The organism is Sediminispirochaeta bajacaliforniensis DSM 16054, assembly GCF_000378205.1.
GTDB lineage: Bacteria > Spirochaetota > Spirochaetia > DSM-16054 > Sediminispirochaetaceae > Sediminispirochaeta > Sediminispirochaeta bajacaliforniensis.
In genome coordinates this window covers 6240-25172 of sequence record NZ_KB899436.1, presented here as the reverse complement: position 1 = coordinate 25172, position 18933 = coordinate 6240, and the positions used below count along the sequence as shown (strand labels likewise).

General features: G+C 53.4%; 6 protein-coding genes. 4 read left to right on the top strand and 2 right to left on the bottom strand.

The features are described 5' to 3' along the window. Both F459_RS23355 and F459_RS0120245 read right to left on the bottom strand, forming a co-directional pair. Positions 1-2118 carry a secretin N-terminal domain-containing protein gene (locus F459_RS23355; protein ID WP_169517965.1) on the bottom strand — a complete coding sequence of 706 codons (2118 nt, stop codon included), beginning with the start codon at positions 2116-2118 and terminating at the stop codon, positions 1-3. Between the two features lie 121 nt (positions 2119-2239). Continuing rightward, on the bottom strand, positions 2240-2665 hold the full coding sequence (locus tag F459_RS0120245) for an A24 family peptidase (protein WP_020614479.1): 426 nt from the start codon (positions 2663-2665) through the stop codon (positions 2240-2242). 108 nt (positions 2666-2773) lie between these two features. Here F459_RS0120245 and F459_RS0120240 point away from each other — a divergent pair, with 108 nt between their 5' ends. The 4 genes from F459_RS0120240 to F459_RS22670 all read left to right on the top strand — a co-directional run. Next, positions 2774-6283 (top strand): PKD domain-containing protein, encoded by a 3510-nt coding sequence (locus tag F459_RS0120240; RefSeq protein WP_020614478.1) that lies wholly within the window; start codon positions 2774-2776, stop codon positions 6281-6283. After that, entirely contained in the window at positions 6280-16458 is a 10179-nt protein-coding gene (locus F459_RS0120235; RefSeq protein ID WP_020614477.1) for an RHS repeat-associated core domain-containing protein, read from the top strand. The genes F459_RS0120240 and F459_RS0120235 overlap by 4 nt, the downstream gene beginning before the upstream one ends. Positions 16459-16467: 9 nt before the next feature. Beyond that, a complete protein-coding gene (locus F459_RS0120230; protein ID WP_020614476.1) occupies positions 16468-17271 on the top strand; it encodes a hypothetical protein in 804 nt (267 codons plus the stop codon). A gap of 612 nt (positions 17272-17883) precedes the next feature. After that, a partial coding sequence (locus tag F459_RS22670; protein WP_033302192.1) for a SpvB/TcaC N-terminal domain-containing protein occupies positions 17884-18933 on the top strand: 1050 nt, incomplete at its 3' end.

Here is an 18933-nt window from a genome sequence, read left to right as displayed (position 1 = left end):
TCACACCTGCGGAGGAAAGAATTTATCAAAAAGTCTGTTCATTTCGTCTCCGGGCTGGAGGCTGTGCATGGCATCATGGACAAGGTAGGGAACCAGATACACGACGAATTCCGTGTTCTCCTCTGTATTGCTTATGCTGCGAAACAGGGCACCAATAAAAGGAATATCTCCCAGGATCGGTATTTTTGCTATTTTTTCGCTGACCTCTTTCTGCATCAGACCGCCGATCACAATCGGAGTACCCGAGGGGGTTCGTATATGCGTGTTAATAACGCGTTCCGAGGTCGGCGGAAGCTCATTGTCACTATTGCTCGAGCTTGTTCCCTTTTTTGAAAGCGTCGATTCTACCTCCATGGTGATCATATCATCACCGGAGACCCAGCCGGTGATCTTCATAAAAAGACCAGTTGATATTTCGTTGGTTACTCCCGTTCGGGTAACCTTCCCGGCGTCGTCCGCTTCCAGCTCCTGATAGCGATAGGTCGAACTGTTTTGAAACTTGACCGATTCTCCGGAGAGGCCGTGGAGGGTTGTATCTGCGAGAACATTTGCCGTGCTGTCGCTTAACGAGGCGTTGAGTTTTATGGCGAACAAGTAGCCAAAGGTGGAGAGTACGTCAAAGTCAAGGGAAAGGAGATTTCCGACGTTACCCACATAGGCTGATTCGCTATCGTCGTCTGAGACGGAATTGGAAACCGAAAGGTTGAAATCAAGGCCCGTACTTTCCTGATACTGGATGATGAGCATCTTGTATCTGATTTGGGGTTTCGGAACGTCTATTTCCGCAACCAGCTGTCTCAGATACTCCAGCCTTTCGGCGCTTCCGATAAAGTAGACCGAAGAGACATTTCCGGTATCCTTGAAGTCGTTCGAACTGAAGGGCGGAGGCGGATTTTTGAGGAAATCCTCGGCCTTCAGGTATTTGAAGGTAAGAACATGGGATTCCCGGGGGATATCGATTGCACGCAGCAACTGTCCCGTCTCTGCTTTCTGTGCAGGAGTGTAGAAGGCGAGAAAGCTATTCGAATCCTTAAGCACGATCGGTTCGGGAGCCCGAAGCCGCTGGGGCAGGGACTGGATGGCGACGGATGCCTCGATATAGTCGAGGTTAAAGGTGTAATAGGCCTTACCGACCTGCGGTTTATCAATTGCCTTGATGTATTCCTTCAGCGGACGAAGCTCTTCAAGGCTTCCACTGATGATGATGGCGTTTTGGTTCTTATCAACCTTATAGAAGCTGCTTGAGCTTAGCAGGTTGGGAAGAAGCGAGGGGACATCTTCGGCAGAAATATAGTCGAGATGAAGGTATTCGGACATCTTGTACTGTTTGAGGATATCCTGCCTGTTGATATCGAAGATGTAGTATATGCCGTTGCTGACCGTATAATCGCCTCCCGACTGGACCAGGAGGAGGCGCAGCAACTCGTCGAAGCTTTTGTGGGTATAATGAAGGCTCTTGAGGGCGGCAGAGGCCTTGAACAGCAGCACATATTCCTTACCCGCCTTTTCGAACAGCTCGTCCAGTGCGGTAAGCAGATCACCCCGCTCAAGGCTGAGGCTGTAATCGTCCTCGCTTTCCACCGTAATGGTAGTATCGTTTGCCGCCTTGCCCGCATCGCTCCGCGAGGCCACCTCCCGCTTGAGATAGAAATAGTCGTCGTCGGAAAGAAGCGTATAGTCGGAAAAGCGGGAAACAATCATGGTAAGAAAGTTTTCGGGCGATATATCGTGGCTATTGAGGGTCAGCTTCTCCGCCGGAAGCGGATCAAAGAGTATTGTTTTGCCGATGGTCCGGGAGGCCTCCTGAAGGATGTTGAAAACAGGGACATCTCTTGCCTCTATGGAAAAAAGTCCCGTATCGGCGTCGTAGCTGTCGTGAATGCGGGATATTGAGTAGATGGTATCCCCGAGCTTTGTGTAAAAGAAGCCGTACTGGAGGCTCAGACTTTCCAGGGCCTCTTCGAAACTAGTTTCGGAGAAACGATAGGAGACACTTCCCGTCAGCGTATCGTCCGGAAGGACCGTATAACCTGCCACGGAACCGATAGCAATAAGTACATCGGCAATGGGCTTGTTGTGGAATTCCATTCCCTGAATCGATCCTTCTGCTGAAAGCATCGGAACAGAGAGGACGGACATCAGGAAATATATGACAAACACTTTGAAGGTTGCGCGCATTTTTTAATTACACCTTGGATGAACAACTATGCGGTAGTGTACGTCATCTGCCGCATGCATGTCAATTAATAAAAAGAAAGGGAATGGTTGCTATCGCGATACATGGTGCAAAGGGCAGCCTCGGTTTTTCCCCGCTGGCACCGATCTTTTTTCCCAGGAGAATAAACAGGACAAGTCCAAGTATACTGGCCGATAGCAGGCACAGCACCCATTTCATCGGCCCGAGCAATAAGGTGACGGAACCCGATAAAATGGCATCTGCCAGGCCTATTCCGTTTGCGGTAAGCCGTCGGATAACGACGATAAAGAGAAAACCTGCAAAGGCGTAAAAGAGAGCGGGTAAGCCGAAACCGCTTATATATGAATAGGCAAGAGAAAGTGCGAAAAAACCGAGGTTGAGGGGCAATGGAATACGCATAAAGCGGATATCAAGGTATGAGATTCCTGCCAGGAGGCAAAGGATGGTGAGGAGAAAAAAAAGCTGCATAATGTATTAGAACAGAAACGAGGGGAGTTTACAAGAATTATCGGGCGTCGATATAATCGAATAAAATGAGAAGTTGAAAAAGGTCTCATTGAAAAAAAGGAAATTGCCATGAAACGCATCGTCATTATCTCATTCTTTTGCGCCATAGCTCTCGTTTTTGTCGCCTCGGTGTTCGGTGGAGGGCACCATGAGAGTTCCTCTCCGGATAATGTGTGGATAACAAGAGTATCAGCGCACAGATATCTCTATTTCGATTCAGCTATGCAGACGGTAAAGTTTACCGAATCTTCGTCGACGGCCGCCGCCCATGCCTTGCCGTTTCCTATTGGTATTAGCCTTGTTTTTAGAAAGACTACTGAAGAGAATGTTTCTCAAGAACCTCAATTTTCTGTCCGGGCTATAGGGCAGGGACAAGAACGTACATATCGTGGTAACCATCTTTATGTACTGCCCGGCACCTATCTCGAAGTAAGAGTTACCGCTGGTATCGCACGTCATGAGTCACCTAATGGGCATACACATAATTATACTTTTGGAGGAAGCGTCACGGTCCTCCTCTCTTCGGAAGATCTCCACTACGATAGTCTTGCTCCCGATGCCGAGAGTGCGACCATCGAGTTCAAAAAAGAGGGTTCTGCTCCCGTTTTAGGCCTGGGAAAGGGGCTGTTTCTCTCGCTTTCCTGCAGCGATCGGTCGGAGCCCCTGACGGGCTACCGCCTGGGAAAGGAAACGGGGCAGATCTACGATCTTGCTTCCGGGATCGGGGGCTATCACCTGAGGATTGTTAAAACCGATAGTGGAGAGGTGGCCTGGGAAGGCGATATCGATGCTTCACAGATGGCGGATGGAGGTTTTGCCGATTTGCTTTCCGGCTATGGGGGAAGTCTCGGAGGGGGGGCGTATAGGATCGAGGGGCAGGTTTACGACAAGATCTACACGTGGTTTAAGGATCATGGGGAAGAGGAGCTTATGGCGGGCCACATTGCCGACCTCGGTGATTCGGGTTATTTTCCCGCCTATTTTTATGTAGATGATGAGGGACCTGAGGCGGTGGAAAAGGTCGGCGTCGAGTGGGGGAGTGAATCCTGCGTGGCCGACTTTTCCGAGGGGCAGCAGCTGCGTTACTTTGGCCCATCGGTGCGTTTTACCATAGACGATGAAGATATCCCTGCTGACAGGGGGCCTGCCGGCGGTCTTTCCGCGACCATGCCCGACGGTGTGATCGAGATTTCGAATTCCGAAGGGAATCAGACCGGCACATACAGCTTCGGTGATGAGATAGATCTTGCCAACGGTGTGTATACGGCCGTCATCTATTTTTTCGACGGGGCGGGCAATAAGGGCGCGATACAGCGGCTTCCTTTCGGAGTGGATAGTAGTGCCCCTTTGCCGCCGCTTCTGAAAAGCGATGGGGAGCGTTTGATTCTCGATGTTGACGATAAGGGCGTGCTTTTTATTCCGTCGGGTAGCGGCGATGTGATCGGCTGGTACCCTGCGGTGGACGGCAGCACCTATGGTGCGGAACCCGAAGCATGGCAGAGCGGCCTTGACGGATCGACATACCGGGCACGGATTACGAATGCAAGCGGACTCTGGCGGAGTGTTGAGATTGAGCATAACGATGATGCAAAGCTCTACTCCATGAATGTATCGGGAATACCGAACGGTGAGTATAGCTTCCTTTTGTCGATATCGGATGCCTGCGGAAACAGCTGCAAATCCGAATATCACCTTACGGTTGACCAGGCCCCGAAGCCTCCTGTGAATGTGCGGCTTGAGCAAGAAGGTGATAACTCCTACATAGCCTGGGAATATGAAGGTGAGATTCCCGACGGCTACGGCTTTTGGCTGCAGGTGCTTAAAGGGGATGATCCTGTCGATCAGCTGGACGAGGTCTATACGCAGAAAGTGGATCCGAAGGCCGAAGGGATGCGCTGTCTTCTGCCGCATGGGTTGAAAAGTAAGCGTTTCTATACGGCACGGGTCTATGCAAAGAATGCAAGTGGCTTTCCGGCGACCAGATCGGTGGTATTCCATCTTCCTAATCATACTGCAGGGGATGTAGCGCTAACGGTTCCAGATGAGGGAACGGTTATTGGTCCAGGCTTTCCCGCTTTTTCATTGGAGCGTGAGAAGGATGATGAGGGAGACCTGCTGGGTCTTCGGGTTTTCTACCGGCGACAGGGGGCAGGCCCGTACCAGGTGTATGATCCCGGTGTTGCCGCAGGCACACCGGTTCGCAGCATAAACGGGGATGAGGATGGGGCCCCTGATCTGGGCCAGGGGATATATGAGTGGTATCTGGAGATCCCTGAGTACTACCACGACTGGGACGGTTCCCTGCTTGTATGGAATGAGGCCGGACGCTGGCCCTCAAGCGGTGCAACGCGGCGTTTCGCGGTTGATGGAAATCCACCTCGAGGGGTACTTACGGTGGAGGCGGAGACCGAGGATACGGTCAGTTTGAAGGCCTTTGCCCTTTCCGACGGTATGGGAAGCAGTGCCTCCGGAGTGGAGACGTTGCTGCTGTGGAATGGGGGGAGAGATGAACCTGCGGAGCAGGTTGCCTTTGCTGCGGGTAGTGAAAAGGCCCTTGCTGCACAGGTTGCCTCCGGCGCAGGGGTCCTGTTTCCGGTAAGCTCGGATGAGCTTGCGATCGACTGGTGGCCCCTGGCCATGGATGAAACGACGGGAAAGGCCACCGCCCGTATGATTGTGATCGACAAGGTGGGCAACAGGTCGGAAACCATATCGATAAGCAGTGCGGAGGATAACCAGGCCCCAGTGGTGACGGTTATGATTCCTGAGATCACCCTTCGAGTGGGCGAGCTGCTTCCTGTTGTCGGCGACGAAGGGGAGCGTTTGTATGCAGCCTATGACCCTGAGGGCGATGATCTCTCCTATGCCTGGAACTTCGGAGACGAGACAAGCGGTGAAGGGATGGCGCCTGAAAAGATGTTTATGAGCGCCGGGGATTACCGGGTTGTTCTTACCGTCAGCGACTGGTGGAACCAGGAAAGCAGTGCCGAGATCGTCGTACATGCGGTGAATACCAGCGAAGGTGAACTGCTTATCAGTGAGACGTGGGAAGAGGGCCAGAGGCTTACCGGCATTGTCGTTGTGCCGGAAGGGCTTAGCCTTGTAGTGAAAGATGGGACCACGGTGACTGCCGTCCCGGGGGCCGGAATCGAGGTTCAAACGGGGGCAAGCCTGATGGTCGAGGGAACAGAAGCCGCTCCTGTTGTTTGTCGCCGTGCCGATGCACAGGAAGCTTACTGGGAGGGAATTCTGGTAAGAGGCAGCGGAAGCTTTGAGCATGTGAGCATAAGCGGAAGCAAACGCGGGGTGACGGCAGGGCCTGCTTCAGCGGTGATACTGAGTGATGTTGATGTTCATGAGAATTTGATTGGATTGCACCTTGTGGGCGCGAGTGTAGAGCTCTCAAGATGCCGGTTTATTGGAAATACATGGTACGGGATCAAGGAAGATGCAATGGCCGAACATGGTGCCAGGCGACCGGATATAGGTGATTCCGTTTTTGAAGATAACGGTAATGATTATTACCATGAAGAGCTCCTGAATCTTTCGGGAAGCGAGTTGGAGATCCTTAGAAAATGAGGCGGGGTAAAAAAGTGTTGAAAGCAATGAAGGTTCGTTTGTGCGCTCTTCTCTTGCTGGCCGCGGCAGTGGCCAACATGGGAGCCGAGGGAATAGAGAGCATAGGTGTTGAAAGTGTTCGGGGTTCGGTAAGCAGCTCGGCCCTTGGACCGGCAGAGTATGTGATAGACGGAAGTACGGATACGGGATGGGCCATCGCAAACGACTCGCAGGCGGGTTGGCTTGAGCTCACGTTGTCTGAGATGACGGACCTCTACGGGCTGTCGCTGTATGGGAGTCTTGGGGAGAAAAGTGAGCTTCGGGTTCTCTATGAAACGGAGGATGGCTTGTGGCAGCCCTTTCCCCTGGGATACCTCAGTGCTTTGGCTCCGGGATGGAACTTTGTCAATCTTGCCGGAGACGGGGTGCGGGCTGAAAGGGTGAGGATCGAGGTATCCGGAGAGGATGCTTCGCTGAGTAGTCTCAATGAGGTGGAGGTGATAGGTGAACGCTCTTCGAGCGCGTATCGAAAAATTCCTTTGGAACTCTCAGACAGCGGTGACGATTCACTTTTTTATCCCGCAAAGCATCTGGTCGACGGAAATACCAAGACAATCTGGCACTCTGAACAAGGGAATGGATGGAATAGATGGGGCGGTCCGTTCGATTCTTCCAGCCGCAGCTGGATTGAAGGCTGCATTCGGACCGGCAGTCCAAGGGGAGAGGGCGGCAGGCCTGCTTGGGGATGGGACGAGGGGGATGTTGCCTTTCACCTTCCGCAGAATAGCAGGATCTACAAGGCACGAGTCTATTTGCATGAAGGGTACCGCGGCACGCTTATCGTGGAAGCGCGGGAAGGTTTCTTTTGGCGAGAGCTGTTTCGGATAGAGGAGGGGGAGTCCTCCGGCTGGAAGAGTGTGGAGTTTCCCGGGGGAGTGGAAAGTGACGGGATTCGTTTGACGGTCTACGGCAGCAGATATCAGGGAGCCGAAGAAGGGGGAATCGGCGAGCTTGAGCTGTGGGGAAACGCTGCGGGGGATCTCGAGCCGACGTCGCTCATCGATGTGGGCGGTAAAGATCTGACCGGCGGATTATATGCACAGTGTCGTGTGGAAGAGCCGCAGTGTTACCGGATGTCGCTTGTGCTGAACAAGGATGTGGGACAAGCATTCACGGTAGAGGTGAACGATACGGAGCTCGCTCTGGAGCGTGTTGCTTCTCTTGAAGGGACGAGCTGGTACGAGGGACTGGTGGCCCGGGATATGCTTCTGGAAGGGGAGAACCTCATCACGTTTTCTGCCCATGAGGATACCTCTATCCTGACCGGTAGCCTCATACCGCAAACGGCAGCTGGGGTGGTCTCTCAGCTGTCGGGAGTATCCGCCTACAGTAAGGTGGCCCCGGAAGGGGAACGGGAGTTGGTGTACCGGCTTGATGAAAAGCTCGTTCCGGAACGGATTGATCTTACGGGAGAGCATCTGGTTTCCGAACAGTTATACTACGAACAGGATGGGCAGTGGCTGCCCATCGCCTGGAGCCGGGAGTATGGGTATGGGCAACGCTGGCAGAGTGGCGCCGGAGATGGGCCGATAGAAACAACGGCCCTGAAGATCACCAATGCACGGCCCGATGCTTTGTACGGTATCAGGGTGATGGGAAGCCTTGAGCGCGACGGGGCCCCTGAAATCGAGATGCGCTGGCCGGTAAACGGGGAGCTTGTGGAGTTCGGAGGGATCGGACAAAGCGTTGTCGGCTATGTAGATGATCCGGGAGCAAAGGTAAGCATCAACGGAATTGCTGCACAGCAGCGTGGCCATCTTTTCTGGGGGACTTTGCGCACTTCCGGCTGGGGTGATCAGGCCGAGCATGAGCTATTGATGAGAGCGCTTGATGAAGAGAATCGCGAGAGTCAGAAGCTTATCCGCTGGTATGACCGGGACAGCCTTCTCTATTCGGTGAATCTTTCCGAAGGGATAAGCTATACCCTCGAGGACAGCATCCTTGTCAGCGGCAGAATGCTTCCGACCATGCAGGTGATCATAAATGGCCAGGAGATCGAAGGAGGATGGAGGGGCTTTTCCCATCGAGTTGAGCTTTCCGAGGGGCTCAACCGCATAGAACTCCTTTTCACCCAAGGACATAAGGGGGAGGTCGGAAGGCTTATGCGGAGGGTTTTCCGGGTAAACCAGGAACCGTCGCTTAGTATAGCATCTCCCGAGAGTCCCTATTACACCAACGAGGCTTTTGTCACGATAAGCGGCAGGATCCAGGTCCAGGGCCATTATCGGCTTTGGGCCGGACGGTTTCCGGTGGAGGTTGAAGGCGGCCGGTTCACCACGCCTGCCTTTCGCTTACGGGAAGGAGAGCAGGCGATTGACCTAGAGTTGCGTGATCAATTCGGGCGAAGGGTGGACAAGCAGGTTCGGGTCGTTCGCGATACAATGGCCCCCGTTATAGGGGCGGTTCGGCCCGAGTCGGGGACGGTGCTTACATCATCAATAACGGATTTCGAGGCAGCTGTTGCAGAAGAGAATAGTGCAACGGTCTTTCTCGACGGTCGGGTTATGGCCGAAGAAGGCGGGGTGTACCGCAGGGCGGTAGATCTTGTGGATGGTTCACACCATCTGGTTTTAGCGGCACGGGATGAGGCCGGAAACCGAAGTGAAACGAGCCTGTTTTACCAGGTTGATACGGAAGCCCCCCTGCCTTTCGAGATTAAGGTTATACCCGAAGGATGGACCTCGAACCAGCGCCCGGTGATCCGCTTTGAGACCACGGATGCGGTGACGGGAGTGGACCACTACGAGTTATCTATCGATAACGGTGATTACCGTACCGTGGAAAGTGGCTACCAGCTTCCCCTCCTCGAAGATGGGGTGCACCGTCTTGTGGTCAAGGCCTTTGACAAGGTCGGCCACGAGCAGCTTTCGACCACACAGACAAAGATCGATACCATACCGCCTGTGGCTGTCACCGGCCTTGATATCCTGCCGGGGAACGGTCACATGGCGCTTTCCTGGGACGATGGGGACGATGATATTATTTCCTATGAGATAGAGCGGAATCCGGGCTGGCCCGAGGGATCGGTTCGTCGTATCGATCGCATGGACCAGCAGGGCTATATCGATACCGAAGTGGAAAACGGCACACGCTATGTGTACCGGGTGCGGGGAGTGGACCGTGCCGAGAATATCGGAGGCTATGGCGAGTCTTTGTCTGCGGTACCGGGGATAGCCTCTGCGACCATTGAAGACGACGGGGTGACGGCGGCCGAATATGAGAGCGCGGCCCTCTTGCTGCCGGAGGGAAGCACGCCTGAGGGCGCTGTCTCGGTGAGGATAGCCGAGGCCGATCCTGGGTGGCAGGAGAGCGAGGATGAGGCCTTCGAACATGACTTCGTGGGGCCCGTGTACAGCTTCGAGCTTTTGGACGGCACGGGGGAGATCTGTTCGGAGGGTGAGCTCTTCAACGAGCCCTTTGTCGGAGTGATTTCCTATGACAAGAATCTGATTCCCGAAGGGTTCCCTGAGGAAAATCTCAACGTATATACCTTTGATACGAGATGGGGGCGGTGGGTCAAGGTGAAAGATGCGGCGGTTGACACCGAGCATCATACCATAGCCTTCACTTCCTTCCATTTTTCCCTGTACGCGCCGGTGGCAACCAGTGTGGAGGATATCTCGCCCGAAGAGATGCAGGATGCGGGTTTCTCTCCGTTTCGGACCTATGCGGAGCATGAAGGGCTGTGGGTGAGCCCTCAGGGCGGAAACATTCATACGAGCATGACCGAACTGGAGCTGCCCGGTCCCAATGGTTTCGATTTCACCCTGAAGCGCTACTATGATTTGTCGGTTGCCAAAATGGATGAACGGGCAGAAAGCCCTTCCTGGGCTCTACCATATCTGGAGGACCAAGGGGATTTTTCCTATTCCATGGGAAAGGGATGGCGGCTGAACCTGCCCTACATAAAAAATGCGAACAGCGAGCAGTACCTCGTCATGCCTGAGGGAGGGATGTACGGATTTTATGGTATGGAGCTTCGTAATAGTCCCGACGGTGGAAAGCATCGGAGTCTTGTGCTTGAAAACCACCTCGGCGAGGATTTTTCCCTTTCGGTATCGCAACGAAGGTCTTCAAGAACAGTCTCTTTTATAGGAGCACTAGGGGTATCTCAAAGTGCCTGGAGCAGTACCGGCTATAGCCTTGTGACTTCCGACGGTACGGTCTACAGCATGGATAAAAAGGGGAGGACCACGAACATAACAAGCCCCGACGGGCTCTTTTCGGTCGGGATCAGTTATGTATCCGGCGGGTTCCAGATCAAAACGATCACGGATGCGGTCGGACGGGTTTTGGCCTTCACCTACAAGACGGCGGATGAGACCGGCCTTCCCTATATCAGTGAAATAGCCTTGGCTGACGACCCCTACGGACGGGGGATCACGTATGAGCAGGATGAGGCGGGCCACCTTCTTTCGAGTCTGGACGCAGGGGGGCGCAGCTGGAACTACGGCTACGATAGTGAGTATCAGGTAGCTGGTGCAAAAAATCCCGTGCCCTTTGATGTGGATGCGGCAAAGAAAAAGTATAAACATCTGCTTTCCAAGAAGATTGATAATCTTTCCGAGCCGGTGTCTCACTATAGCTATACCCCCCTGTCGAGCATGGAAGGTCCGGGAAAGGGGCGGATCAAGATTAATTACGGGGCCTTCGGTGCCGGTGAAGCCGACAGGATCTATTCCCGTGTTCTTGCACAGCAGGTCACGATCTACAGCATGATAGGGGCGCGAGATGATGTGAGAACGACCCGCTACAACTACGATTATGACAAGGTGTCGAATAAGCTGGGCTATTACCTTGCCGAAACCACGGTGGATGAGGTTAACAGCAGCCGCTTTACCACCTACACATACGGCTATTACCGATTGGTCGACAGCTACTGGAGCGAAAAATCCCGTAGTGTCGAAAAGAACATACGCTACGATGAGAATGCGGTTGCCAACCGTCCAACGGCCATTACCTGGTACGAAAAACAGAACAACAGCAGAGAAGATCTTGTACAGCTGAGAAGCCAGAGCATCGGCTACGAAAATGAGCATGCGGTGCGTCCTCAGGAGAAAACAACCCTTCAGGGAGAGGGCTCCCAGACGGTTCGATATGCCTACGATGGCTGGGGAAATCTTATTCGCGAGGAGAGAAGCGAAACGGTCTGGGACCGCGAAAAGCGGAGCGTTACCTACCGGAGCTACTGCGGGCAGAGCGAAAGCGGCGACGGACCGTGGAAGGAGTACGGGGAGAGCGGCCTTTCCTGCGGCACTATTCCCGAGCGGCGCAGGGACCTGGTGCTCAAGGAGTGTGTGGAAAACTACGTTCCCGGTTTCGACGGGGATGGGGTTCCTGTCGCCGGAAGCGAAACGGCCTTGGCGAGTTACCGCTACTATGGCTACGACGATAGGGGACGCAAAACAGGGGTTGCCGAATGGGATTCTGTCCGAGGCGAATGGAATGTCGGCAGCTACGAATGGGACGAAAACGGGGACATGGTACGCTCACGTGATGCCGAGGGCCATGAAACCGAATACCGGTATGCCGACGACCACACGCTGCGCATGCGGAGCGAGAACGATGTGGCCGGTGAGGACGGGAATAGTGTCGATCTAAGCTGGGAGTATACCTATGACTGGAGCGGGTGGAAGAGAAGTGAACGTGATGCCCGCGGCTATGAGACGAAGATAGCATACGATAAGCTGGGGCGGATCACCGAACGGCGCGAGGCTGGGGACGACGGAGGAACATACGTCATAACGGTCTCGTATGCCGATGAGCCGGGGGCTCTGGCATCGACCATGAGCGATTCCATGGGCCGGAAGGTAGTGAGGGAATTCAACGACCTTGGCAGGCTTATCCGTCAGCGCTCCCTGGTGGAGGCGGGAACGGAAGCGGTGGTGGAGCTTTCCTACGACCGTTGGGGAAATGTTACGGGGATGGTCAACCCGAATGCCGGACAGGAAGATGCCGGTCCTGATTCGGAATATACAACGAGGTACGGCTACGATGCCCTGGGGCGGCTCGAGAAGATCGAGTATCCCTATAAGGGGTCTGGCGCCGGGAACCCCTCGAAGGTGATGGCCTTTGACTATGGTGAAAATCTCCTGACCATTACCGACGAGGAGGGCAACCGTACCACCGAAAAGCAGGACCTGCAGGGAAATGTGCTGGAGAGAACCCAGAGCCTTGAGAGCGGGAACATCACCACGGAGTTCTGGTACGACGGCCTGGGCCAGGTGATTTCGGTGCGGCAGCCTGAGACCGAGGTGTATGAATCGGGAAGCAGCCAGGCTGTGCGACCTGCCGTCGGCTACGGCTACGACCGTGTCGGACGGCAGACCGCACAGTGGAGTGATGCCCCCGGAGGAAGCGTTCGCGGGGTGATTACCAGCTACGACGGCCTGGGGCGAAAGTCTATGGTGGAGTATGCTCGTGCGGCCGGAGCCGGAGATGAGCCGGAAATTCTTGCCGGCGAAGCGTACTTTTACGATGCTGCGGACAATGTGCTGCGGAGTGTGGATGCGAACGGCCTTGAGCGGCGTTATGAGTACACGCCCCGCAACCATGTGAGCCGGGAGATCGATCCCGAGGGTGGGGAAACCTGCTATACCTATTATGCCGACGGACAGGTAAAGAGCGCCACCGATCCCCGGGGGGAGAGCGGCAACTATCCTGAAATGGATTTTACCGTTGAATATGAATATGACCTGTTAAACCGCCTGGTGCGTGCCGAACTTCCGCCAAAACAGCAGACAGGCCCGCGGCTTGATGTACAGTTTTCCTATGATCTTCTGGGGAATCTGAGGCAGAAGGTGGGGGTCGACGGTCTTGTGACGCGCTATGAATATACGCCCCGGCGCTGGCTTTCCCTCCAGCAGATAACGGGGGACGGCAAGAGCTACCTGAGCGAGTACCGCTACGACCGGTGCGGTAACGTGCGTGAGAGCATCGACGCCAGGGGTTTTTCGACGGTGATGAAGTACGATGCCCTGGGCAGAATGGTCTACAAGAAGAGCCCCGAAGGGAACATCACCCGCTACGGTTATAACGAGGCGGGGAAGGTGGACCGACAGCAGTGGACCAAGGACGGCCAGGAGCTGGTGGTCCGCTCGGAATACGATCCCTTTGGAAGGATGCTGGTGCGTTATCGTCCCCTGCCTGCCACCTTGTCTGCCTCCCAGGCGACAGTGGAAAGCAGCTACGGCTACGACCGTCTTGGAAACATGAGCTACAGCAGGGATGCCCTGGGCAATGAGCGCCGCTATGAATACGACGAGCTGAACCGGCTTATCGAAGAGGTGTCTGCCGACGGTTTTCGCTCCACCTACGCCTACGATGCCGGGGGGCGAATGACCGAAAGCGTCGATCCCCGGGAAACGGTGAGCGTGTACCAGTATAACGGCAGAGGAGAGCTTACCAGCCGGAGCCTTTCGGGAGCAGGGGGAGAGCGTACGGTGATCTCCTACGGCTACGACGAGGCGGGATCGCTGAAATGGGCCTCAGACGACGGGGTGGTGACGGCCTACAACGGCTATGATGCAGGTGATCCGGCGGGCTACCGGCCTGATGTGTACGGCCGAGTCACGGGGGTGAGAACCAGTATCGGCGGCAGGGATTTTAACGTGGGTTACGGCTACGATCTTGGGGACCGGATCTCCAGGGTGAGCTATCCCGATGGCCAGGATGTTTCCTACCGCTACAACCTGCTTGGAGAGCTTGAGGATGTGGCGGGGTATCTGTCGAAAAGTCCCGAGTACGATGAAGGAGGCTTGCTTACCGAGATCACGGCGGCCAACGGGGTTCGGATGAGTCTCGGCTATGATGAGGATGGGCGGATGAGAAGCCGCGGCTACGCCGGAGTGGATGCGTCGAAGGAGTATGAGCTGAGCTACGACGAGGCGGGGAATATCAGCCGCATGAACGATAACTACTACAGCTACGATGAAGAGAACCGCCTGAGGTTTGCGGTGCTGTCGGGGGCCTTCGGAGTGGAGCCGTCGAAGACGGAACAGGAGAGCCTGTACGTGGAGGCGGACGATGTAACCGGTGACGGGGCGCTTTCGGAGGTGGAAGAGAGCGAGGTCCTTCGGCTTGATTACGCGGCAGGGAGCATCGGGGTTGACCTGAAGGGATCCTACGATGTGGCGAGGGTCTTTGTTACCGGGCCTGGCGGAAGCAGGGTGAAGGGAAAGGACCTTCGGCTGTTTGTCAGTGACAGTAATGAGGAAGACTCGTGGCACGAGGTTAGCGGTTTTCGGGTGGAAGAGGAGCATGAAGGAAGCTTCACCCTGGTGCTTGATGAGGCGGTAGCGGCGAGGTACGTCAAGGTCAAGACGGATTACAATGAGCGAGATGAGCGGTATCGTGCGGTGGACAAGAGTGAGTACCAGGGTCCGGCATCGAAGATGATTCGTGTGTATTACTACGTGGACCAGAGGAGTGAGGAGTACGGTTATGATGCAGCGGGGAACCGGAAGCGATTTGAGCTATCGTACAGCGGAGCGGAAGGAGAGAGCAGGGAGTATGTGTACTATCCTGGGGGCAACCGTCTTGCCTGTGACGGGAGGTATGCGTATGCGTATGACGAGAACGGGAACCTGCGTGCAAAGGGAACGAGGCTTGTCGTAGCGGGACAGTCGGTTGCCGTCGGAGAAGTGAGTGACTGGAGTAGGTATGAGAGCAGCCTGTACGGGAAAGAGGGGAGCCCGGTGTTTTCCGGTGACGGGAGCCTGCGGGAGTACGAGTACGACCTGTTGAACCGGCTGGTGAGGGTGAAGGTAGACGGAGTTGAGGTTGCAGGCTATCGGTATGATGCCCAGGGGCTTCGGGTTGAGAAGGAAAGCGATGAGGGAAGCCGGTACTATGTGTTCGACCTGTCTGGGAATGTGGTCTGGGAGGAAGGAGAGCAGGAGTCCCTTACGTATGTGTATGTGGGAGGGAAGCGGTTTGCCCTGGAGGAAGTGAGAGAGGGGAAGCGTAATCGGTATTATTACCACAGTGACCATCTTGGCTCGACGGTGCTGGTGACCGGAGAGGACGGGAAGGTCGTGTGGGATGGAGATTACACGCCCTTTGGGCGGTTGTATGACGAACGAGGGGGTAAGGATCATACGGTACAGTTTACGGGCAAGGAGTATGATGGAGACAGTGGTTTGTACTACTTCAATGCGAGGTGGTATGAGGCGGATCTTGGGAGGTTTATCAGTGAGGACCCTGCGAGGGACGGCGGGAACTGGTATGTGTATGCGGGGAATAACCCGCTGAGGTATGTGGACCCGAGTGGGTTAAGGCCGGTTGATGATGTAGTGCAGAAGATAGGGCAGTCGGAAGGTTCGATGACCTATGATGAAGGTCATGATTCTTACCAAATTCATAGGGGAAGAAGGAGAGGGGAAAGGTCGAAGGAAGATTCGAAAAAGCTTGCGGAATATATTCTGCATTATGAGTATGATTACAATCCGAAGGCGTATCCTGAGAACGGGAGGATACCGGAATGGAAGTTGAGGGCGTATGCAGCGCAGCGATCTGCAAAGGAACTTCTTGCCCGGTTGAACCAAATAGAAGCCCGAGGAGAGAGGGATGATTCGAGTTTAGAATATTATAGTGATATAGTTCCGACCAGTTATCCTGATTATATCCCTGGATATCAGCAGAAACAGGCTGCATTGCAAAAGTTCGTAGCATCGTACTTTATAAGTGGAGTGACAATAAGTGGTTTGTCGGTAGGAGCGGAAAGGATAGCAGGACGATTTCTATCTGGTATTTCAGCGAGAGGCTTGCCAGCACGGGCTGCTGCGGGTAGAATACCTACTGTAAGTGCCGCTGGGAGGGGGTTAAATAGCTTCAGCCGAGCTGGGGAGTTCGGGATTAAGCCGTATAATCAGCTTACCGGAGAAGTGAGAGGGACAGGGCTTCAAGCCCACCACCTGATTGAACAGCGGTTTGCCGAGACTCTGGGAGTTAACCCGCGAACGATGCAATCCATGGCGTTGACGCCAGCAGAGCATCAGGTATTTACAAACGCTTGGCGGCAAGCTATTCCATACGGCCCCACTGGAACTGGACTAGCGACAAGCGAAAGCGTGATGCAGGCTGCACAAACTATTTATGCAGACTATCCTCAGATACTAAACGCATTGGGATTTTGAGGTAGTTTTATGAATATAATACATCGCATCAGTTTTAGAACCGATAGCCCGGCAGCGAAGTTCTTTGAGGCCGAAGGATTTAAAATAAAACCGGGGATCATCAACGGTTATGACATTGGGGAGAACGATCCGAAGTGGCCGCGTATTCAAGAAGCTGTAACACGTTATGAAATTATGGATTTTCAGTATAAAACCGATTTCACAAAAAAGGAAATCGATGGAGCGGAATTTCTTGTCCTATCTCCGAAGACTCTTTTTGAATACCCTCAACCTTCTGACGATTTTGGCTACAAAGAAACCACTTACAAGCCGGGTGTTGGATGTCGGAAATGTAGTGTGGGGTTGGAACAGCAAAAGCCGTTCAGCATCAAGAAAGCGCCGAAATGGGGCAAACGGAATATTCTGCAATTGAACTGGGTATTCGGTGAGTATTTCGTCTCGAAGGAACTAAAAGAAAAGCTTGAGGGCAAGATTCCCGGTGTTCATTTCTTGGAAGTCTTGAAGTATCCGAAGGGAATGCCGCTGGACGATATTTTCCAAATGGTCGTTGAAAAGCGCGTAGCGCTTGCGTTGCCTGAGAATGCAGCGTTCCAGATTTGTGATGTATGCAAAGGCAAGAAATATGTTCCAGGGATTCTTGCTCGTGGATTCCAACCAGCACCCGTGGAAAAAGATTTTGCCATTGCACAGAGCCAAGAGTTCTTTGGGGATGGCGGAACCGCGTTCCGAATTACAATCGTAAGTAAGGCTGTTTACCAATTACTTCTTGAGGTGGGGATCAAAGGTGTAGACTTCATTCCGTGTTCCCCGTAAACACCCCGCAGGCCAGGGCTCCGGCATCCTGCCTACGCCCTTAAACAGAAAATGCGTTATTGTCAGCCGGCATCCATGCCAGTGGTTTGCTCCGGCCTTCGGCCTCCACCCGATAACGTATTTTCTGTTTACCTGCGGGGCCTTCAACAATGCGAAAAGATTGGCCTGCTTCCACTTGAGCTTTCCCCAAAATCGCCGTCAACGATATACTACCTGAATTATACCCTCACCAGGAGAGTTGTGCCGTCTCAAGCAGCAAGCCACACTCCTTCTCATTATAACAGTCCTTTTCCACGCCGAACCCAAACCTTCTCCCAATGCGTTAAGGAGACGAAGGGCGCGAAGCGGTCCGAGCCGTGAGGCGAGGACGGAAGCGTGAGCGCACCCCGTAGTCGACTGCCCCGAGCCAAAGGCGAGGGGAACGCCCAAAAGAACCAAAAGAGAATCTCAAAATGAGGCCCCTGCGGGGGATGGGGAAACTGTATGTGTTGCGGGGAATACAATACGTGATACCTCCTACTGCCTCTGACTCCTATTTGTTTATCGAGCTTGACAGATTCTTTATACATGCTGTAGATTGTGTAAAAATTAAATAATAAAAGAGATAGATTAATGAAGAAAATTTTCTCCTTTCTCTTCCTTTTTACAATGTATAGTGTTGTTTTGTTTGCACAAGCTGTTGATCCATCAGGTGCATTTACCTATTCCATTCCTATAGAAGTTCCTCTGGGAACTGGTAACCTAACCCCGAAAATTTCTCTTTATTACAACTCTAACGCGGGTAATGGAATTTGCGGTGTCGGGTGGAATCTTGCTGGCCTTTCAGCCATATGCAGAGACGCTTCGTATGCTATTAATTTTGATGCGGAAGATCATTATCTTTTGGATGGACAGAAACTGATAGAGATAAACAGTACCAGCACTTACCAGGAATACAGGACTGAGCGGGAAAGCTTTCTGCGTATTCGTGGATATCATCTCAACACTGCTGCTTCATATTGGGAGGTAGCCTCAAAAAGTGGACAAGTGATGTACTATGGGAGAATCGACGCACAGCATGGCACCAGCAATGACGGACACATAGACGCTGTGGAAAAATCGGGTAAGGCCCGGGTGTGGGGTATTTCCCATATGGAGGATGCCAGGGGCAATTACTATTATGTAACCTACTGGGAAGACGAGGAGAACGGGGATTATTATCCCTTGCAGATTATTTATTCACAAAATGATGCGAATCGGCTAACTTCGATGAGAACAGTAAGCTTTTCATATGAAAAGAGAGATGATCATTATGCCACATATAATCCTTCGATGGTCGATACTGATTATCGATTGAAGTGGATAGCCGTGACAACCAAAACAAACACTGATGGTCGCAATGGAAAACTGATACGAAAATACCGAGTAGATTATGAATATAGTGAATCGACGAGTCGAAGCAGGATAACAGGAATTCAGCCCTATGGTAGTGATGGAGATATTCCTAATATTCCGGCTGTTGCATCCAGCTATGGAGGAACAGGAACATCTCTTCCTGCTACCGATATCCAATGGGAAGACGGCAAACCAGGGTGGGAATCTGTACCCGAGTATGCTCCACCTTATCATTTCATGTCCGATGAGTATAATCAGGATTTCAGCGTACGGACAGTAGATTTTGAT

Coding starts and splice junctions, on each gene's coding strand:
- F459_RS23355 (WP_169517965.1), bottom strand. CDS start 2,118: ATGCTTTCAGCAGAAGGATCGATTCAGGGAATGGAATTCCACAACAAG.
- F459_RS0120245 (WP_020614479.1), bottom strand. CDS start 2,665: ATGCAGCTTTTTTTTCTCCTCACCATCCTTTGCCTCCTGGCAGGAATC.
- F459_RS0120240 (WP_020614478.1), top strand. CDS start 2,774: ATGAAACGCATCGTCATTATCTCATTCTTTTGCGCCATAGCTCTCGTT.
- F459_RS0120235 (WP_020614477.1), top strand. CDS start 6,280: ATGAGGCGGGGTAAAAAAGTGTTGAAAGCAATGAAGGTTCGTTTGTGC.
- F459_RS0120230 (WP_020614476.1), top strand. CDS start 16,468: ATGAATATAATACATCGCATCAGTTTTAGAACCGATAGCCCGGCAGCG.